Raw genomic sequence first — 18,395 nt, 5'->3', positions numbered from 1 at the left:
TGGGTCGTTAGCTCAGTTGGTAGAGCAGTTGGCTTTTAACCAATTGGTCGTAGGTTCGAATCCTACACGACCCACCATACAGGCTTGCTCGGCAAGCATGAAAAGCTGGATGTCCATACGGGCATCCAGCTTTTTTATTGCCTGCCGTTTAGTGCTTGCCAGATGGCGCACCGCTCGGGTGCGCCATCAATGCGTCAATGGAGTTTCAGGCGTGGTTCGGTACTACGGCTGAGCTTGTCGCCCAGCATCATCAGCAGCGTGCGCGGCATGCCGTACAGTGCGATCTGGTGCATGCGGTACAGCGAGATATAGAACATCCTCGCCAGCCAGCCCTCGAGCATGACGTTGCCCGTCAAATTGCCCATCAGATTGCCCACGGCCGAGAAGGTCGAGAGCGATATCAGCGAGCCGTAATCCTTGTAGCGGTAGGTCGGCAGGGGTTTGCCTTCCAGTCGGTTGCGGATCGACCGGGCCAGCATTGACGCCTGCTGGTGGGCTGCCTGGGCGCGAGGCGGCACGTTGCGGTCGCTGTCCGGCTGCGGGCAGGCGGCGCAGTCGCCGAAGGCGAATATGTTCTCGTCGCGGGTGCTCTGCAGGGTGGGGTGGACGACCAGTTGATTGATCCGGTTGGTCTCCAGCCCATCGATTTCATGCAGGAAGGCGGGTGCCTTGATGCCGGCCGCCCAGACCTTGAGGCTGGCCGGCACGAATTCACCCTGCTTGGTGTGCAGGCCGTCGGCGGTGACTTCGCTGACCGCTGCGCCGGTCAGCACCTTCACACCCAGGTCGAGCAGTGTCTGGTGTACCGGTTGGCTGATGCGCTCGGGCAGTGCCGGCAAAACCTTCGGGCCGGCCTCGATGAGCGTGATCTTCACATCTTCCGGCTTGATTCCATCGAGGCCATAGGCGGCCAGTTCCTTGGCTGCATGTAGCAGTTCGGCGGCCAGTTCGACACCAGTGGCGCCAGCGCCGACGATGGCCATGCTGATGCCGCTCGGCCCGGTTTCACCGGCATGTGCCTTCATGTAACGGCTCAGCAGCTGGCGATGGAAGCGTTCGGCCTGCTCGCGGGTATCCAGGAAAATGCAGTGCTCGGCGGCCCCGGGGGTTCCGAAATCGTTGGTCGTGCTGCCGACCGCTATCACCAGGGTGTCGTAATTCAACGCACGCGAGGGCACGAGCTCCACGCCGAACTCGTCGCGTGTGGCTTCCAGGCGGATGCACTTGTTCGCACGGTCCAGGCCGGCCATGCGGCCCATCTGGAACTCGAAGTGATTCCACTTGGCTTGCGCCACATAGTTGAGCTCGTCGGCTGACGAGTTCAGCGAGCCGGCTGCCACTTCATGCAGAAGCGGCTTCCAGATGTGGGTGAGATTCGCGTCGACCAAGGTGACCCTGGCTTTGCCGCGCCTGCCCAGGGTTCTACCCAGGCGGGTAGCAAGCTCCAGGCCGCCAGCGCCGCCGCCGACGATTACGATTCGATGTGACATGGGAATGACTCATAGCTGCAAGAGAAACGGCGGCGCGACGGGGCGAGCGAGGCTCAAAGCACCAGGCGGCTCAGGAGGCGGCTCAGAAGCCCGAGGCCGACTACCACCGCCAGCACGACGAGCAGCAGGATCCAGGGGCGAAACGGCTGGCGTTCGACCTGATGCTGCGGGGCGCGGAGGTATTCATCGACGCGCTGCTGGTCTTCGGGGTTCAGGCGGCTGGGCATAGGCACCTCGAGTAGAATGCAGGCATTCTAGCTGCGCGGGGTCAAAAGCCAAGCGCGAAGTGCGGCGCTTTGCCGCGCAGGGGAAGGAGCATGCCGGCAGGCATGCTCGGCGCGGATCAGGTGTTCTTCAGCTTTCGCAGGTTGCCGATCACTGATTCCAGGGCGCGGTCGAACAGCAGGGTATCGTTGAGCAGGCGAATGGCGCCGCGCTGGAACTCGCTGGCCAGGCCCATGCGGGTCTTCTCCAGAACCTTCATGCCGGTGCGGTTGACGAAGATGTACTTGCCGGTGGGCTTGATCACCGCGGCCAGCTTGCAGCGCAGCTTGTGCTCTTCATCCTCCTGGAATTCCACCCAGCTGCCGACTCGCAGATTGTCCACCTGGATCAGCGCTTCGTCGTTTTCCGGCAGGCTGATTTCCGGCTCGGGCTCGCGGCTCTCGCCGGGTGCCAGCAGCACGATCTCGTCCACCACCTCGACCATGGTCGGCGCAGCTTCGACCGCTGCAGCGGCGATCGACTCGCCTGACGCGTCAGCGGCCGGTCCGGATGCGCCTGGAGTGGCTTGCGGTTGCTGAATGCGTTGCAGGGTCTGTACGTGGAGTGCTTCGAGCTGGGTGAAGAAGTCGCCGGTGGAGAAGGGGTCGAACGCGGCGCTGACCAGCCCCTCACGCAATGCCTTGAGCAGGCTCGGGACCAGCTCCAGCAGACGCGCGCGGGATTCGTCGTCCTCGTGGGGAGTCACGCTCCACACAAGGTCATCCATGGTGTCCAGGGCTGCCTGCCATTCCTCGGACTGGGTGCCGTGCTTCAGGCAGGTGAGCAGCAAAACCTTGCTCCAGGCCTCCTGCAGCAGGCGCACCACCACTTCCGGCAGGGTCTTGCCCAGCAGGCGCTGGTTCAGCGCGTGCTCGACTTCCTGGCGAGCGATTTCAGCCTTGGCGCGACCCTCTTCGGCGTCACGGGTGCGCTGCTCGAGCAGTTCGCTGCGGCGTCGCTCGTCACCGATGAAGGCGAGGAAATCGGCCAGAAGCTCGGAGAAGATCGCCGGATCATCGACGAAGTCGTTGAGCAGGCGGGCCACAATCTGCTCGATCTTCTGATAGAGGCTGTCGCGTTGCGCCTCGTCCTGATCGCCCCAGCCCATCGCTGCCGACGCGATTTCGTTCAGCAGGCGGCGCGCGGGGTGACTGCCGCGGCTGAAGAAGGTCTTGTCGATCACCGCGACCTTGAGCAACGGGATCTGCAGGCGCCCGATCAGGGCCTTGAGAGAATCCGGCAGGGTACGGTCGTCGAGAATGAACTCGAACAGCATGGAGACGAGGTTGATGACGTCATCATCGATCTCGCCGACCACCCGCGATTTTCCGGTCTTGGCACTTACCCGGCTCAGCAGGCTGCCGAGCTGCTCTTGCAGATCGAAATCGTCGACCGTCTGTGGCGCGCGGGTCTGCATGTGCGACAGCAGGCGGAGCAGGTCTCCGCTGGAGATCGGGATGGCGTCGCTGGGCACGTTGCGGGCAGGCAGAACACTGCTGCCGCGCAGGTCGGACAGCAAGTTGTGCAAGGCGCTGAAAGCGGCTTCCTGTAGCCCCTCGTCGACATGGACCGGCTGGCTATGCGGCGCTGGCGAGGTGTGGCTGGCAGCCGGCCCGCCCGGACGCTGCTGTCGGCGCGGCGGCGCAGACTGGAGTTCGGGCAGGATGCCGGCAGCCACCAGGGTTTGATTGGCTTCGGCATATAGCTGGTCGATATCGCCAAGAACATGCTTCTCGAACAGCTTGAAGATGATCAGCTTGACCTTGATCTGCACGCCTAGGCTGCTGCTGGCTTCGATGAAATAGTCACAGAGCGCATGAGGGCCGAGGGGGTTGCTCTTGTCGTCGAGCTTCTTGCTGATCAGCGCGTTCATGCGCGTGGTCAGGTGGCCCAGCGGCTGGGCGGCACGACTCATGACCTTGGCGACCATGGTGTCGACGGCTACGGATTCTTCCAGCTCGTCGTTCTGCACCAGGGAAAGGCTGTCGAAGGAGACGGCATCCAGCGCGGGCGGCTTGCCGATTTCATACTGGTTGAGCTTGGCGAATGCTTCGAACAGCTGCTGCAGGAAGCCGCGTTCGATGTTGCGGCGCTTCATGCGCAGGTCGCGCATGGCCTCGAAAAAAGCGTTCTGTTCGGCGTTGCTGGTCGCGCGATCGGCGATCTCGAAGAGCGAGTCATCGGCGTTGTCGAACAGCGATTGCAGCGCCTGACGCAGTTGCTGGGCGGCCTTGTCGCGCACGCTGATGAGCGCCACCGGAAGGCGGCCTGCCGGTGAAGACGGCTTGTGCTCAGGGGCAACCTTGTTCAAGTGCACCACTTTCGCATCGGTTCGCATCGAGACTCTCCTGCGGTCGCCTGCTTTGCGGCGGTCACAACGCTTGAATTCGGCAGCGTCTTATATAGGTAACCAAGTCGGCAGGGCAAGGCGGAAGGTACCGGGCGAGCCCGCAATCTTGTGCGGGTTTCTTCTGTCGAACCGGATCCAGACGCAGCATAGCCGAGCGCTTTGATTTTACAACGACGCCTCGTCAGCAAGTATCGTCAGTTAGGTGGCGTCAATATTCTTGGAGGGGATTATAAGCATTGTGCTCCCCTGCCAAGGTCAGTTTTTCATTGGACATGATCTGGCTCACAGATGCTCGCAGGTTTTCCGCCAGGAGGTAGAAAAAGACGGTCGAGCGATCCGTAGGCTGTCGGCAGCTTGACGCTGCCGCGGTCGGTGCGAGCCTTTATACTCCGCGCAAACTCGAGGAGCCCGACATGCCGAATCTCAGCCTTGCCGATCTATCCGCAGAAATTGATGCCAATGCACGCCGCGCCTTAGCCGAAGATGTCGGCAGCGGAGATATCACCGCGCAGCTGATCCCTGCCGAGCGGTTGGCGCATGCCACGGTCATCACGCGCGAGGCGGCGGTGATCAGTGGAACCGCATGGGTCGACGCGGTGTTCCGGCAGGTGGACTCTCGGGTCGCAGTCCACTGGCAGGTCGCCGACGGGGACCGGGTGGAAGCGGACAAGGTGCTGTTCCACCTGGAAGGGCCTGCTCGGGCGTTGCTGACCGGCGAGCGCAGCGCGCTGAATTTCCTGCAGATGCTGTCGGGGGTGGCCACTCGTTGCCGACACTACGCCGACATGGTCGAGGGCACGGGCGTGCGCCTGCTGGACACTCGCAAGACCATTCCAGGCCTGCGCCTGGCACAGAAGTACGCCGTGACCTGCGGGGGCTGCCATAACCACCGGATCGGCCTCTATGACGCTTTTCTGATCAAGGAGAACCACATCGCCGCCTGTGGCGGGATCGCCGAGGCGGTGGCGGCTGCGCATCGCATCGCGCCGGGCAAGCCGGTGGAAATCGAGGTGGAGAGCCTCGACGAGCTCGAGCAGGCGCTGGGGGCAGGGGCGGATATCGTCATGCTCGACGAATTGACGCTCGACGACATGCGCACGGCCGTGGCGATCACGGCGGGCCGGGCCAAGCTCGAAGCATCAGGTGGAATCAGCGACGACACGCTACGCAGCGTTGCGCAAACCGGCGTGGATTACATTTCGATCGGGGCGCTGACCAAGCATGTACAGGCAGTGGACCTGTCGATGCGCTTGCGTCAGTAGGAGAGGGGCGCCTGGCGCAGTGGCTGCGCCAGGCGATGGATCAGTGACGGCTCTTCAGGCCGAAGTTTTCGTGCAGGGTGCCGGGGGTATCGTCGCCTTTGGGAGCGTAGTCCTTGGGCGGTTCGGTGAAGGCCGGCGAGGAGAGCCGCTCGCGCGAGCCATGGTTTTCCTCGTGCAGGGCGGCCATCAGGCGCTGGCGGGTCTGCTCGTCGAGCGCCAGGCGGCTGGCACCATCGGACAGGTGTTCCTGGATGTCCTGGTAGTTCTGGGTGAGCTTGCGCAGCAGGCTGGCAGTGGTGTTGAAGTGGGTGACCACTTCGCTCTGATAGGTGTCGAAGCGTTCTTGCAGGTCGTCGACCTGACGCTGTGTGCGGTTGGGTGCGCTGCTGCGCGCCACCAGATAACCGATGGCGATGCCGGCGATCAGGCCGACGATCGGGAGCAACCAGGTCGCGAGGGTCTGTTCCACGAGTCCTTCCTCTATATAAACGGCTGTGCTTACGTTAACGTCTCGTACCTGCTCTGTATACCGCAACGCGAGGCGGCGGTTATCGGCAGCTAGTTAGCAAGACGAGTCGACTCGTCCCAAGGTCACGGAGTTCCTGTTTTGTTGAAACGCGAAGAGCCCCTCTCTATCGATGGCCCCTGCGGGGTGCTGGAAGCGCTGTATTTCGATCAGCCGCAGGCCCGCGGCCTGGCGCTGATCTGCCATCCGAACCCGGTCAAGGGCGGCACCATGCTGAACAAGGTGGTCTCGACTCTGCAGCGCACCGCGCGGGATGCCGGCTATAGCACGCTGCGCTTCAATTACCGGGGTGTCGGCGGCAGTGCCGGCGCGCATGACATGGTCGAGGGTGAGGTGGATGACGCCGAGGCCGCGCTGCGCTGGCTGCGCCAGCAGAACCTCGAGCTGCCGCTGACGCTGCTGGGGTTCTCCTTCGGTGGGTTCGTTGCCGGCAATCTGGCCGGCCGATTGAACGCCGAGGGCGTGACGGTGCAGCGGTTGATGATGGTGGCTCCGGCGGTGTCGCGTCTTGCGGCGCTGTCGTTGGCTGAAGATTGTCAGCTGACGATCATCCAGCCGGAGCAGGACGAGGTGATCGATGCCGAGTCCGTGTATGCCTTTTCTGCGCAGCTGCAGCACCCCCACGAGCTGCTGAAAGTGGCAGAATGCGGCCACTTTTTTCACGGCAAGCTGGTGGAGCTGAAGGAACTGGTCGTCCCGCGGCTTTGATGCTGCGTGCCAATCCCCTCCGTCGCGCTGCAACGATTCGAGAATGACTGCATGACTACCCGCATCCTGACCGGTATCACCACTACCGGTACGCCGCATCTGGGCAACTACGCCGGAGCGATCCGCCCGGCCATCCTCGCCAGCCGCGACGCGGCCGCCGATTCGTTCTACTTCCTCGCGGACTACCATGCGCTGATCAAGTGCGACGATCCGCTACGCATCCAGCGCTCGCGTCTGGAAATCGCCGCGACCTGGCTGGCCTGCGGCCTCGATGCCGAGCGCGTGACCTTCTACCGCCAGTCGGATGTGCCTGAGATTCCCGAACTGACCTGGCTGCTGACCTGCGTCACCGCCAAGGGCCTGCTCAACCGCGCCCATGCCTACAAGGCCTCGGTGGACAAGAATGTCGAGAATGGCGAAGACCCGGACGCCGGCGTAACCATGGGCCTGTACAGCTATCCGGTGCTGATGGCGGCGGACATCCTGATGTTCAACGCGCACAAGGTGCCGGTGGGGCGTGACCAGATCCAGCATGTGGAAATGGCCCGTGACATTGCCCAGCGCTTCAATCATCTGTTCGGCAACGGCCGCGAGTTCTTCACCCTGCCCGAAGCGGTGATCGAGGAGAGCGTCGCCACGCTGCCCGGGCTCGATGGGCGCAAGATGTCCAAGAGTTACGACAACACCATCCCGCTGTTTGGCAGTGCCAAGGAGCTGAAGGCAGCGATCGCACGCATCGTCACCGACTCGCGCCTGCCGGGCGAACCGAAGGATCCGGACAACTCCCACCTGTTCACGCTGTACCAGGCCTTTGCCACCGCGCAGCAGCAGGCTGACTTCCGCCAGGAGCTGCTCGATGGCCTGGCCTGGGGCGATGCCAAGCAACGTCTGTTCGAGCTGCTCGACAACGAACTGGGCCAGGCGCGCGAGCTGTATCACCAGCTCATCGCCAAGCCGGCCGAGCTGGAAGACATTCTGCAGGCGGGAGCGGCCAAGGCACGCCGGATTGCCACACCATTCCTCGGCGAGTTGCGCGAGGCGGTGGGGCTGCGCAACTTCAGCAGCGAAGTGAAAAGCGCGGCGCCGACCAAGAAGAAGTCCAGCAAGACCGCTCGTTTTGCCAGCTTCCGCGAGGCCGATGGCGCCTTCCGCTTCCGCTTCTTCGCCGCCGACGGCGAGGAACTGCTGCTGTCCCGTCCGCTGAGCAATCCGAAGGCCATCGGCAGCCTGACCCAGCGCCTGATCGCCGGCGGCCCGGATGCCTTGGAACTTCGCGAGGACGAAGGTGATCAATTCACCCTGTGGCTGGACGACGAATGCATCGCCGACAGCCCGCACTACGAGAGCGCCGAAGCGCTCGACGCCGCCATGTTGCGGGTGCGCGAGGCGCTGGCCACGCTTGTCGAGTAACGCTGCTGGCAGGCCGGGCGCGGCCGATGGGTGCGCTCGGCGACGCGGTGATTTCCAAGTACGGGTGTCCCAGGAGGGCTGACGCTTGAACGACCTGAGTAAATTGCCAACCACCGAGGGCGCCGCTAAAGTGGCGGCCCCGTTTCACTACCCAGACTCCGCCATGACTCCTCTTGAGCGCTATCAGGCCGACCTGAAACGTCCTGACTTCTTCCACGATGCCGCCCAGGAAAACGCGGTGCGTCACCTGCAGCGTCTGTACGACGACCTGGTCGCCGACGATCGCAGCAAGAGCGGCCTGCTCGGCAAGCTGTTCGGCAAGAAGCAGCAGGGTCCGATCAAGGGCATCTACTTCTGGGGCGGCGTCGGCCGCGGCAAGACCTACCTGGTGGATACCTTCTTCGACGCGCTGCCTTTCGAGCAGAAGATGCGCACGCATTTCCACCGCTTCATGAAGCGCGTGCACGAGGAAATGAAAACCCTCAAGGGCGAGAAGAACCCGCTGACCATCATCGGCAAGCGTTTCGCCGACGAAGCCCGGGTCATCTGCTTCGACGAATTCTTCGTCTCCGACATCACCGATGCGATGATTCTCGCCACGCTGCTCGACGAGCTGTTCAAGAACGGCGTGAGCCTGGTGGCGACGTCCAACATCGTGCCGGACGGTCTGTACAAGGACGGTCTGCAGCGTGCGCGCTTCCTGCCGGCGATCGACCTGTTGAAGAAGCACACCGAGATCGTCAATGTCGACAGTGGCATCGACTATCGCCTGCGTGCGCTGGAGCAGGCCGAACTGTTCCACTTCCCCCTCGATGCCGAGGCCGAACAGAGCCTGGAGCGCAGCTTCAAGAGCCTGCTGCCGGAGAACTGCCGGGTCGTTAACAACGACGCACTGATGATCGAGAACCGTGAAATCCGCGCGGTGAAGACCGGCAACGACGTGGCCTGGTTCGAGTTCCGCGAGCTCTGCGACGGGCCGCGCAGCCAGAATGACTACATCGAGCTGGGCAAGATATTCGGTGCCATCCTGCTGGCCAACGTCGAGCAGATGAACGTCACCAAGGACGACATGGCGCGCCGTTTCATCAACCTGGTGGACGAGTTCTACGACCGCAACGTCAAGCTCATCATTTCCGCCGAAGTGGAACTGAAGGACCTCTACACCGGAGGCCGTCTGGAGTTCGAATTCCAGCGGACCCTGAGCCGGCTGCTGGAGATGCAGTCCCACGAGTACCTGGCGCGTCCGCACAAGCCCTGACCGTGAGCCGGTCGCGAAGACCTGTTCTTCGCGGCCGGGGTCGCCCGCACGATTACTGCGCTGATTTCGGAGCGGTCTCCCTGCCAGGCCGCGCGCTGCAATCGGCAGCCCGCTTCAGCACGCATGGCTTTTCCGTGTTTGCCCTAGGATGCCGGCCGATACTTCTGCCGATAGTGGTTCGGCGATAGCTCCGTGTGCTGGCGGAACAGGCGGGCAAAGAAGCTGGCATCGTCGTAGCCCACTTCGTAGCTGATCGTCTTGATGCTCTTGCCGGTAGTGGCGAGCAGGCTCTTGGCCGTCTCGATGCGCAGGCGTTGCAGATAGTGCAGCGGCTTGTCGCCGGTGGCGGCCTGAAAGCGCCGCATGAAGTTGCGGATGCTCATGCCGTGCTGGCGAGCGACGTCCTCGAAGCGGAATTTCTCTGCATAGTTGGCCTCAAGCCATTCCTGGATCTGCAGGATGCGGGTATCCAGATGCAGCTTCTGCCCGCCGAAGCCCAGTCGGCCCGGGCTGTAACTGCGCTGCAGCTCGAACAGCACATCGCGAGCCATGCCCTGAGCGACATGGGCGCCGCAGAAACGCTCGATCAGGTACATGTACAGGTCGCAGGCCGAGGTCGTGCCGCCGGCGCAGTAGAGGTTGTCGCTGTCGGTGAGGTGCTTGTCGGCGCTGAACTGCACCCCGGGAAAGCGCTCGGCGAACTCCCCGGCGAAGCGCCAGTGGGTGGTCGCCTCGCGGCCTTCCAGCAACCCGGCCTGGGCCATCCAGAAAGCTCCGGTGGCTTCGCCGCAGATGACGCTGCCGGCGGCATGGCGTTCTCGCAGCCAGCGGGCGACTTGCGGGTAGCGCGCGCAGAGCGCGTCGAAATCGCCCCAGAACGCCGGCAGGATCAGCATGTCGGCATTGTCCAGCGCGCCATCCACGGCAATGCTGGTTCCGCTGAAGGTGCTCACCGCACCGCCGTCCGGGCTGACCAGGCGGGTTTCGAATGCCGGTTTGAGGTCAAGGCCGAGCTGGCGGCCGTAGCGCAGGCTAGCCATATGGAAAAAGTCCTTGGCCTGCATGAGCGTCGAGGCGAAAACCCCTTCGGTGGCCAATATGCTGACGCGCTGGATCGAGGCGAGATGGGTCATACGATTCTAATTATTGTGGGATTTCAGGGTAAATCAGCCGTGCGGCGGCTGGAGCGTCCTATTTTTCCAGGGCAAAGTCCAGTACGAACTCAGCGCGTCGCGTTGAACGGCGTGGGCGGTGCGGCGTCGAATCGCTGATGCAGAGGAGCGAAACATGAGCCAGATCAGTCACTACCCCGCTGCCCCGTTCGGCGACTGGGATGGCAGTCCTGCCGCGGCACGAGCGATGCAGCTGACGCTGGCCGCGCAGGTGCGGCTGCAGGACGATTTCCCAGCGCTGCGCCTGATCGCCGGGGTGGATGTCGGCTTCGAGGACGGCGGCACCGTCACCCGGGCGGCAGCGGTGCTGCTGGATGCCGATACCCTGGAACTGGTGGGCAGCAGCCTGGCGCGAATCCCCACCAACATGCCGTACGTGCCCGGCCTGTTATCGTTTCGCGAGCTGCCGGCCGTGCTGCAGGCGCTGGCGGAACTGCCGGCAGTTCCCGACCTGATCTTCTCCGACGGCCACGGCATCGCCCACCCGCGGCGCCTGGGCATCGCTGCGCATCTGGGGGTGGTGACCGGCCTGCCCACCATTGGCGTGGCGAAGAAGCTGCTCACCGGCGAGCATGACGAGCTGGACCTGCAGCGCGGTGCCCGGGTGGCGCTGCGCGACAAGAAGACCGGCGACGTGATCGGCTGTGTGCTGCGTAGCAAGGACAAGGTTCGGCCGTTGATCATCTCGCCGGGCAACCGGGTCAGCCTCGCCACGGCGCCGGAGCTGGTCATGCGCTACGTGACCCGCTACCGCCTGCCGGAACCGACGCGCCTGGCCGACCGGCTCGCCTCGCGGCGCGAGGAGAAGGCAGCCAGTCGGCGGCTGGCCGCGCTCAGGTAAGAGCGGGACACATCAGGCCATACTGGCGCCGGACGCTGCGCTTGCAGCGGGTGTCATGCAGGCGCTAGCCTGCTCGCCTGCCTTCAGCATGGGCCTTCCCACGATGCACCTGGATTCCGCCACCGGCTGGTGCCATGGCGTGCGCCACTGCCCCTCGCCGAACTTCAATCAGCGCCCGGCCGGCGAGATTTCCTTGCTGGTGATCCACAACATCAGCCTGCCGCCAGGCCAGTTCGGTACCGGCAGGGTTCAGCAGTTCTTTCAGAACTGTCTGCAGTGCGACGAGCATCCTTTCTTCGAAGAGATCGCCGGGCTGCAGGTCTCCGCACATTTTCTCATCGAGCGTGATGGCGCCATCACTCAGTTCGTCTCCTGTCTGGATCGGGCCTGGCATGCCGGTGTGTCCTGCTTCGACGGCCGCGAGGGCTGCAACGACTTTTCCATCGGTATCGAGCTGGAAGGCACCGACCACGAGCCGTTCAGCGAGGCGCAGTACCAGGCGCTGATCGAGCTTTGCCGGCTGCTGCAGTGTGCATATCCGGCGATCACGCCCGAGCGTGTATGCGGCCACAGCGACATCGCGCCGGGACGCAAGACCGATCCGGGGCCGGCCTTCGACTGGCTGCGCCTGCGGGCGGCCTCCATTACCTGCTGACGAAAGGAAGGGACGATGAGTTTTCTGGTGATCCTGCTCGTGCTGCTGGTGGACAAGTTCTCCGACTGGCGACCACGCCTGCAGCACGACGGCCCCTGGCTGACCAGGCTGCGTCAGGCCGAAGCCAATCCGCGCCTGCGGGATGCGCCCTGGCTGACGCTGCTGCTGTTGGTCGTGTTGCCGGTGGTGGTGCTCGGTCTGCTGCTGGAGGTCCTGGAGCCGCTGGCCTATGGCTGGCTGGCCCTGCCGGTGCACTTGCTGGTACTGCTCTACAGCCTCGGGCGCGGTCACGCCAAGGCCGAGCTCGGCGCCTTCCGTGATGCCTGGCGGCGCGGCGACGAAGAAGCCGCAGCACTGGCTGCCGAGCGTGATGCCGGCCTGCGCGAGAATGACCCGGCCAGCCTGATGCACGCGGTGCAGACGCGACTGTTGTGGAAGAGCTACGAAGGCTTCTTCGCCGTGATCTTCTGGTATCTGCTGCTCGGACCGATGGCGGCTCTGGCTTATCGGCTGCTGGCGTTGTGCGTCGAGCACGCCCAGCACGACGAGCTGCGCGAACGCGCCGAGCAGTTGCGACATGCGTTCGACTGGCTGCCGGTGCGTCTGCTGCTGGGGAGCTTCGCCCTGGTCGGCAATTTCGTCGCGGTCAACCGCGCGCTACTGCACGAACTGCTGAGCTGGGACGTGTCGGCTCGGCGCCTGCTGGCCGATGCCGGGCCCCTTGCCGCCGACCTGCCCGCTGCGATCGACGGCGAAGCCGGCATCGCTCGCCTCGACGGCCTGGCGGCGTTGCTGGTACGCACCCGCGTGCTGTGGTACGCGGTGATCGCGGTGCTGACGCTGCTGGCCTAGTTTGCGTAAACCTGGCCCGCACAGCGGGCACAGGCCCCTCGCTTGGCGTTCACTGACGCATTTCTGAATACGCCGCCATACGGCCGCTGTATGGCGCAAACCGGCTCGCAACGCTGCAGAGCTCAGGCTAGACGCTTCGCAGCTCGGGCGACCGCTGGTCGTTGGTGAGCCATCAGTTAGCCATTACCTTAAGTTACAAATTCCGCTACCGATATCCCGTATAACCCGGGCAGATGCCACTCTCTGACGAGCCCTGCTGCGCGCTGCAATTGCGTGCAAGCCCATACCAATAAGATTTGGGAGACGTCGTGTGAATAGCCTGTTGTATCCCGCGATCGCGTTCATGAACCGCCTGAGCTTCGGCATGAAGTTCAGTCTGGTCAGCGTCCTGTTCTTCGTTCCCATGCTGCTGAGCAATTACTACCTGGTGCGCGAGTCGTACCGGGCCTTCGTCGGCACGCGAACGGAGCTGCAGAGTCTGGAACTGCTCGGTTCAACCCTGCAGGTACGGCGCAGCATGGAGGACTGGAAGGACCTGGTGCGCATCGAGTCGATCATCGGCCAGACCGGCAACGTCGAGGCTCTGGGCACCCGCCTGAGCCGCATCGAGGCCGAGCTGTCGGCGCAATTGCAGGCCCTTGCCCCAGTCAGCGATGCGCCCGAGCAGGTGGCGGAATTCAATGCCCGGCGCGACGAGCTGGTGGCCGGCCTGCGGGCGGCTCAGGCCGAGCAGTCGCTGCAGTCCAAGGCGGCGATGGCCGAGACGCTGCTGGGTCAATCGCAGGTGATGATCAAACTCGTGGCCGGGCAATCCGGGCTCAGCCAGGACCTCGAGCGCGAGGTTCGCCTGCTGGCCGAACTGCTGACGTCCGTCACGCCGGCCATCAGCGCCTCGCTCGGCCAGGGACGCGCGGTAGGCTCCTACACCTTTGGCCAGGGTTACCTGAACTCCGATGCCAGCAACACGCTGGACAACCTCGTGCTGGAGCTGGAGAAGCTGCAGGTGCAGTACGCCGCGCAGTTGCAGGACGCGCTGGCGGCCAGCGAGGCCGCGCGGCGGCGTCTGGATGCGCTGGCGAGCGCCAGCCGCGAGTCGCTGCAGGTGAGCAGCGACATCCTGCAGGACGAGGTGATCATGGCCGATGCGCTGGATCGTCCCTGGGAACAGTTCTACGAGCGAATCAGCGCGCAGATGGCCAAGACCTACGAGCTGAACGATGGCGTCCTCGACTTTCTTGCCGTGGAACTCGGCGAGCGGCTTGAGCAGAAGCGCCTGCTGATGACCCTGCTGCTTTCCGCGCTGGCCGTGGTGCTCTGCCTGGTGGCCTATCTCTATGCGGGGTTCTACGCCTCGACGCGGGCATCGCTGCGTAGCCTGGGGGAAATCATGGGCAAGGTTGCCGATGGCGATCTGACCGTGCGTTTCCAGGTCCGCAGCCGCGACGAGCTGGGCGAGCTGGGCCAGGTGTTCAACACCACCGTGGCGCAGGTTCGCGAACTGATCGAGCGGGTCGGCCAGACCGTCGCCGAGGTGGAGCGCCAGGCCGGACGGGTGGAGAGCGTTTCCGGCGAAAGCAACCAGACGGTGTCCGAGCAACGCGGCCAGATCGAGCAGGTGGCCACTGCCATGAACGAGATGTCGGCCACCGCCCAGGCGGTTGCCACCAGCGCCGAAGCCGCGGTGGGCAGCGCTCAGAGCGTCAACGAAGAAACCGTCAACGGCCGTGCCCTGGTGGTCGCGCAGGTGGGCGGGATTCAGCGCCTGGCCAGCGAGATCGAGCAGTCGGTCACCGTGATCAACCAGCTCGCCGGTGACAGCCAGGCGATCAGCCAGGTGCTGGACGTGATCAAGACCATCGCCGAACAGACCAACCTGCTGGCCCTCAACGCGGCCATCGAGGCGGCCCGCGCCGGCGAGCAGGGACGCGGTTTCGCGGTCGTGGCCGACGAGGTGCGCGGACTGGCACAGCGCACGCAGAAATCCACGGCGGAAATCGAGCAGATGATCGCGCGCCTGCAGAACGGCGTCGGCGCGGCGGTCAAGACCATGCATGCCAGCCATGCGCTGGCCGAAGACACCGTCGGCCAGTCGGCGCAGGTGGAGCAGGCGCTGGAGCACATTCTCGATGCGGTCGGCCTGATCGTCGATCAGAACCAGCAGATCGCCGCAGCCGCGGAGCAGCAGACGGCGGTGGCTCACGATATCGATCGCAACATCGTCGCCATCAACGAGGCCGGCCAGCGCACCGCCGAGGGCGCCAGCCACACCGAGCAGGCGAGTCGGGAGCTGACCCAGCTGGTCGGCCACCTGCAGCAGCTGATCGCCGCCTTCCGCGTCTGACGTGGCGGCTCAGCGCCAGCCGAACAGTTCGCAGCTGTTGCGATAGCTGGCCGCCGCCAGCGCGTGCGCATCGATGCCTTTGAGGTCGGCCAGGCGTCGGCAGATTTCCGGCAGCAGCTCGGGGCTGTTGCGTTCGCCGGCATGGCCGGCGGGTGGAATGTCCGGCGCGTCGGTTTCCAGCACGATGGCCTCCAACGGCAGTTGCCGCAGTACTCGATGCATCCGCTGCGCCTGTGGCCAGGTGCCGGCGCCGCCGAGACCGAGCCTGAATCCGAGGCGCAGATACTCGCGCGCTTCCTCCCAGCTGCCGCTGAAGGCGTGGATGACGCCGCTACGCTCGAGCTTGTAACGCTTGAGCGTGGCGATCATCGGCGCATGGGCGCGGCGCACGTGCAGCAGCACCGGCAGGGAGAAATCGGCCGCCAGCGCCAGCTGCGCCTCGAGCAACCGTTGCTGGCGCTCGATGTCCGGGTTGTCGATGTAGTAATCCAGGCCGATCTCGCCGACGGCGCAGAGCTTAGGCTCGCCGCGCAGACGCTCCAGCCAGTCGCGCAGCTGCTGCACGTGGGCGTCCTGGTGCTCCTCGAGAAACACCGGATGCAGGCCCAGCGCCGCATGCACCGACGGTTCGTCACAGGCCAGCTGCCAGACCCGCTGCCAGTTGGCGGCATGCACCCCGAGCACCACGATGCGTTCGACACCGGCGTTCCGGGCGCGGGCGATCACCTGCGCCCGGTCATCGTCGAACATCTCGAAGTCGAGGTGGGTATGAGTGTCGATCAGCTGCACGAGAGCTCCATGCGGTCTGCGAGGGCGGGTGGGCAATGCTACCGGGACTTCAGCGGCTTTCCTCTTCGATCTGGATATCGCTGACGCCCAGTTCGCTCAAGCGGCTGGCTTCGCTGGGGTGCACCGGGTTCTCCCAGGGTGCGTCGACCGCGGCACGCGGCTCGCGGACATGATGCAGCAGGATCTCCAGCTCGGCCTGTTCGAGACCGGGCATCTCGAACGAGCTGATCAGCAGCGAAGCGGGCTCGCCATTGATGCGGTAGTGGATGCGGTAACGCTTCAGTTCGGTCATGACGGCTTCCTGCGGTGGGCGGCACTGCAATATCCGACCGCTGAAATCCGCTCAGGCTCCCGACTCGCCTTGCCCTTCCCGATCGAGCAGCCTGGCCTTGCGCGCCAGGCCCCAGCGGTAGCCGGTCAGCGCGTTCTGGCTGCCGACCACGCGGTGGCAGGGTACCAGCAGGCCGATCGGGTTGCTGGCGCAGGCACGCGCCACCGCCCGCGCGTGGCTGCCGAGGGTCGCCGCCAGCTCGCCGTAGCGGCGTGTCTCGCCGGCGGGAATCTGCTGCAGCGCCTGCCAGACGCGCTGCTGAAAGGCTGTGCCGCGCAGGTCGAGAGGCAGCTGGGTGGCGCGCTGCGGTTCTTCCAGCTGGCTGACGATCGCCTGCAGCCAGTCGCCCAGCCCGGCCTGATCGCGGCGCAGGTCGGCGGCGGCGAAGCGCGAGCGCAGCTCCTGCTCCAGCGCGCCTTCGTCATCGCCGAACAGCAGGGCACAGATGCCCTTGTCGCTGGCGGCAAGCAGCAGCAGGCCGAGCGGACAGGGCGCCAGGGCATTGCGCAGGGTTTCGCCGGCGCCCTTGCGACGCCGTTGTGCCGGGGTCAGCGCCCGTGCCTCGGCATAGGGCGCACGGGTGCCGGAGTAACCGACGGCAAGGGCGGCATCCAGTACCGAACCGGCCTCGGGCAGTTGGGCATCGAGGCGTTCACGCCGGCGCGCGGTTGCCCAGGCATGGGGCGTCAGACCGGTGCGCGCCTTGAAGGCGCGGGCCAGATGCGTCGGCGACAGGCCGATACGTGCAGCCAGCTGGGGCAGTGTCATGGGCCCGGTGGCTTCGTCGAGCAGGCGACAGGCGGCGACGACCAGCGCGTCCAGCTGCTCGCTCGGGCTTGGCCCCATTGGCGAGCAGCGTCGGCAGGGACGAAAGCCAGCGGCGCGGGCCGCTTCGCCATCGGCAAAAAAGGCCACCCGCTCGCGGGCGGGGCGGCGGGCCGGGCAGCTGGGCCGGCAGAAGATGCCGGTCGAGCGCACGGCGAAGACGAAACGCCCATCGAAGGCGGCATCGCGCTCGCACAGCGCCTGCCAGCAACGGTCTTCATCGAGCATGACGGTGCTCCAGGGAATGATGGCTCGATTGTCGGCGCTGAACGTGCTGTGCGCCAATCCAAAGCGCGCTTTCAAACTCGATGGCAGGCATGGAAGCCGGTTTGTGATTGCCGTAACCTGCAACACCGCCCCTGACCGAAGGACCTGCAAGCCGCTGATGAAAACGCCTAAACGACTCGAACCGCTGATCGAGGATGGCCTGATCGACGAGGTGCTGCGGCCGCTGATGAGCGGCAAGGAAGCAGCGGTGTATGTGGTGCGCTGCGGCGACGAGCTGCGTTGCGCCAAGGTCTACAAGGAAGCCAACAAGCGCAGTTTCCGCCAGGCCGTGAAATACCAGGAGGGGCGCAAGGTGCGCAGCAGTCGCGACGCGCGCGCCATGGCCAAGGGCTCCAAGCACGGGCGCAAGGAGAAGGAAGAGAACTGGCAGAACGCCGAGGTGGCGGCCCTGTTCCGCCTGGCTGACGCCGGCGTGCGGGTGCCCAAGCCCTACGACTTTCTCGATGGTGTCCTGCTGATGGAAATGATCGCCGGCGAGGATGGCGATGCCGCACCGCGCCTCAATGATGTCGACCTGCATCCGGACGATGCCCGCGAATTCCACGCCTTCATGATCCATGAAGTGGTGAAGATGCTCTGCGCCGGGCTGGTGCACGGCGACCTGTCGGAGTTCAACGTGCTGCTCGACGAGCACGGCCCGGTCATCATCGACCTGCCGCAGGCCGTGGACGCGGCGGGCAACAACCATGCATTCGAGATGCTTGAGCGGGATGTCGGCAACATGTCGGCCTATTTCGGACGCTTCGCCCCGGAGCTCAGGTTCACCCGCTATGCCAAGGAGATGTGGGCGCTCTATCAGCAGGGCAAGCTGACCCCGGAGACCGAGCTGACCGGCGAGTTCGCCGAGCCGGAGGATGCGGCGGATATCGATGCGGTGATGCGGGAGATCAAGGCGACGCTGGCCGAACAGGCGCGGCGGGAGGCCATGCGGGGCGCAGAAGACGGCGAGCCGGACGAGGCGCCCGAGCCGCCCTGGATGAAGGGGTGATGATTTTGGCTACTCGGCCCGCCCGCTGCCGAGTAGCCCATGCGC

The 18,395-nt window shown here is 64.8% G+C and carries 17 protein-coding genes and 1 tRNA gene; 10 read left to right on the top strand and 8 right to left on the bottom strand.

From position 1 onward, the window contains the following. Position 1: 1 nt before the first annotated feature. A tRNA-Lys gene (locus PSTAB_RS17890) sits at positions 2-77 on the top strand. A 117-nt stretch (positions 78-194) separates the two neighbouring features. Here PSTAB_RS17890 and PSTAB_RS17885 read toward each other — a convergent pair. The 3 genes from PSTAB_RS17885 to PSTAB_RS17875 form a co-directional block, all read right to left on the bottom strand. Next, complete coding sequence (locus PSTAB_RS17885) at positions 195-1,490, bottom strand: NAD(P)/FAD-dependent oxidoreductase (RefSeq protein ID WP_013984070.1); 1,296 nt, start codon at positions 1,488-1,490, stop codon at positions 195-197. 53 nt (positions 1,491-1,543) lie between these two features. After that, entirely contained in the window at positions 1,544-1,717 is a 174-nt protein-coding gene (locus PSTAB_RS17880; protein ID WP_017244511.1) for a DUF3094 family protein, read from the bottom strand. 116 nt (positions 1,718-1,833) lie between these two features. Next, a complete protein-coding gene (locus PSTAB_RS17875; RefSeq protein ID WP_013984069.1) occupies positions 1,834-4,092 on the bottom strand; it encodes a DUF1631 domain-containing protein in 2,259 nt (752 codons plus the stop codon). A 425-nt stretch (positions 4,093-4,517) separates the two neighbouring features. On the opposite strand from PSTAB_RS17875, the gene nadC reads away from it, so the two are divergent. Further along, positions 4,518-5,366, top strand: coding sequence for a carboxylating nicotinate-nucleotide diphosphorylase (gene nadC, locus PSTAB_RS17870; protein ID WP_013984068.1), 849 nt, complete (start codon positions 4,518-4,520; stop codon positions 5,364-5,366). 40 nt (positions 5,367-5,406) lie between these two features. Here the strand turns inward: nadC and PSTAB_RS17865 are convergent, their stop codons facing one another. Beyond that, on the bottom strand, positions 5,407-5,835 hold the full coding sequence (locus tag PSTAB_RS17865) for a Z-ring associated ZapG family protein (protein WP_013984067.1): 429 nt from the start codon (positions 5,833-5,835) through the stop codon (positions 5,407-5,409). Positions 5,836-5,973: 138 nt separating this feature from the next. Here PSTAB_RS17865 and PSTAB_RS17860 point away from each other — a divergent pair, with 138 nt between their 5' ends. The 3 genes from PSTAB_RS17860 to zapE all read left to right on the top strand — a co-directional run bounded on the left by PSTAB_RS17860 (position 5,974) and on the right by zapE (position 9,268). Beyond that, the gene (locus PSTAB_RS17860; RefSeq protein WP_041771861.1) at positions 5,974-6,600 is read left to right on the top strand and encodes an alpha/beta hydrolase; all 627 of its coding nucleotides are present in this window, start codon (positions 5,974-5,976) and stop codon (positions 6,598-6,600) included. Between the two features lie 51 nt (positions 6,601-6,651). Continuing rightward, a complete protein-coding gene (locus PSTAB_RS17855) occupies positions 6,652-8,010 on the top strand; it encodes a tryptophan--tRNA ligase (protein WP_013984065.1) in 1,359 nt (452 codons plus the stop codon). A 163-nt stretch (positions 8,011-8,173) separates the two neighbouring features. Beyond that, positions 8,174-9,268, top strand: a complete 1,095-nt coding sequence (gene zapE / locus PSTAB_RS17850; RefSeq protein WP_019405341.1) for a cell division protein ZapE — start codon at positions 8,174-8,176, stop codon at positions 9,266-9,268. Between the two features lie 143 nt (positions 9,269-9,411). Here the strand turns inward: zapE and PSTAB_RS17845 are convergent, their stop codons facing one another. Next, positions 9,412-10,401 (bottom strand): GlxA family transcriptional regulator, encoded by a 990-nt coding sequence (locus tag PSTAB_RS17845; RefSeq protein WP_013984063.1) that lies wholly within the window; start codon positions 10,399-10,401, stop codon positions 9,412-9,414. 154 nt (positions 10,402-10,555) lie between these two features. Between PSTAB_RS17845 and nfi the strand changes: the two genes are divergently transcribed. The 4 genes from nfi to PSTAB_RS17825 all read left to right on the top strand — a co-directional run bounded on the left by nfi (position 10,556) and on the right by PSTAB_RS17825 (position 15,129). Beyond that, a complete protein-coding gene (gene nfi / locus PSTAB_RS17840; RefSeq protein WP_013984062.1) occupies positions 10,556-11,281 on the top strand; it encodes a deoxyribonuclease V in 726 nt (241 codons plus the stop codon). A gap of 103 nt (positions 11,282-11,384) precedes the next feature. Beyond that, on the top strand, positions 11,385-11,936 hold the full coding sequence (ampD, locus tag PSTAB_RS17835; RefSeq protein WP_011914648.1) for a 1,6-anhydro-N-acetylmuramyl-L-alanine amidase AmpD: 552 nt from the start codon (positions 11,385-11,387) through the stop codon (positions 11,934-11,936). A 15-nt stretch (positions 11,937-11,951) separates the two neighbouring features. Next, positions 11,952-12,788, top strand: a complete 837-nt coding sequence (ampE, locus tag PSTAB_RS17830) for a regulatory signaling modulator protein AmpE (protein ID WP_013984061.1) — start codon at positions 11,952-11,954, stop codon at positions 12,786-12,788. A 310-nt stretch (positions 12,789-13,098) separates the two neighbouring features. Beyond that, positions 13,099-15,129, top strand: coding sequence for a methyl-accepting chemotaxis protein (locus PSTAB_RS17825; RefSeq protein WP_013984060.1), 2,031 nt, complete (start codon positions 13,099-13,101; stop codon positions 15,127-15,129). A 9-nt stretch (positions 15,130-15,138) separates the two neighbouring features. Here PSTAB_RS17825 and PSTAB_RS17820 read toward each other — a convergent pair whose 3' ends face one another. From PSTAB_RS17820 to ada, 3 genes are read right to left on the bottom strand one after another with little or no spacing between them, the layout of a single operon-like run. Next, positions 15,139-15,918: a TatD family hydrolase gene (locus PSTAB_RS17820; protein ID WP_013984059.1), complete on the bottom strand. Its 780-nt coding sequence runs from the start codon at positions 15,916-15,918 to the stop codon at positions 15,139-15,141. A 49-nt stretch (positions 15,919-15,967) separates the two neighbouring features. Further along, positions 15,968-16,210 (bottom strand): hypothetical protein, encoded by a 243-nt coding sequence (locus PSTAB_RS17815; protein ID WP_013984058.1) that lies wholly within the window; start codon positions 16,208-16,210, stop codon positions 15,968-15,970. 51 nt (positions 16,211-16,261) lie between these two features. Next, positions 16,262-17,302, bottom strand: coding sequence for a bifunctional DNA-binding transcriptional regulator/O6-methylguanine-DNA methyltransferase Ada (gene ada, locus PSTAB_RS17810; RefSeq protein ID WP_013984057.1), 1,041 nt, complete (start codon positions 17,300-17,302; stop codon positions 16,262-16,264). Positions 17,303-17,459: 157 nt separating this feature from the next. On the opposite strand from ada, the gene PSTAB_RS17805 reads away from it, so the two are divergent. Then, on the top strand, positions 17,460-18,350 hold the full coding sequence (locus PSTAB_RS17805; RefSeq protein WP_017244499.1) for a PA4780 family RIO1-like protein kinase: 891 nt from the start codon (positions 17,460-17,462) through the stop codon (positions 18,348-18,350). Positions 18,351-18,395 lie beyond the last annotated feature (45 nt).

Source organism: Stutzerimonas stutzeri (assembly GCF_000219605.1).
Lineage (GTDB): Bacteria > Pseudomonadota > Gammaproteobacteria > Pseudomonadales > Pseudomonadaceae > Stutzerimonas > Stutzerimonas stutzeri.
The sequence above is the reverse complement of the archived record's forward strand: the minus strand, read 5'-3'. Positions and strand labels throughout refer to the sequence as shown.

What these genes read in the sequence shown, in the direction of transcription:
- PSTAB_RS17845 (WP_013984063.1), bottom strand. Translation starts at nt 10,401, where the DNA reads ATGACCCATCTCGCCTCGATCCAGCGCGTCAGCATATTGGCCACCGAA.
- PSTAB_RS17875 (WP_013984069.1), bottom strand. Translation starts at nt 4,092, where the DNA reads ATGCGAACCGATGCGAAAGTGGTGCACTTGAACAAGGTTGCCCCTGAG.
- PSTAB_RS17855 (WP_013984065.1), top strand. Translation starts at nt 6,652, where the DNA reads ATGACTACCCGCATCCTGACCGGTATCACCACTACCGGTACGCCGCAT.
- nfi (WP_013984062.1), top strand. Translation starts at nt 10,556, where the DNA reads ATGAGCCAGATCAGTCACTACCCCGCTGCCCCGTTCGGCGACTGGGAT.
- nadC (WP_013984068.1), top strand. Translation starts at nt 4,518, where the DNA reads ATGCCGAATCTCAGCCTTGCCGATCTATCCGCAGAAATTGATGCCAAT.
- ampE (WP_013984061.1), top strand. Translation starts at nt 11,952, where the DNA reads ATGAGTTTTCTGGTGATCCTGCTCGTGCTGCTGGTGGACAAGTTCTCC.
- zapE (WP_019405341.1), top strand. Translation starts at nt 8,174, where the DNA reads ATGACTCCTCTTGAGCGCTATCAGGCCGACCTGAAACGTCCTGACTTC.
- PSTAB_RS17815 (WP_013984058.1), bottom strand. Translation starts at nt 16,210, where the DNA reads ATGACCGAACTGAAGCGTTACCGCATCCACTACCGCATCAATGGCGAG.
- PSTAB_RS17805 (WP_017244499.1), top strand. Translation starts at nt 17,460, where the DNA reads ATGAAAACGCCTAAACGACTCGAACCGCTGATCGAGGATGGCCTGATC.
- PSTAB_RS17880 (WP_017244511.1), bottom strand. Translation starts at nt 1,717, where the DNA reads ATGCCCAGCCGCCTGAACCCCGAAGACCAGCAGCGCGTCGATGAATAC.
- ampD (WP_011914648.1), top strand. Translation starts at nt 11,385, where the DNA reads ATGCACCTGGATTCCGCCACCGGCTGGTGCCATGGCGTGCGCCACTGC.
- PSTAB_RS17885 (WP_013984070.1), bottom strand. Translation starts at nt 1,490, where the DNA reads ATGTCACATCGAATCGTAATCGTCGGCGGCGGCGCTGGCGGCCTGGAG.
- ada (WP_013984057.1), bottom strand. Translation starts at nt 17,302, where the DNA reads ATGCTCGATGAAGACCGTTGCTGGCAGGCGCTGTGCGAGCGCGATGCC.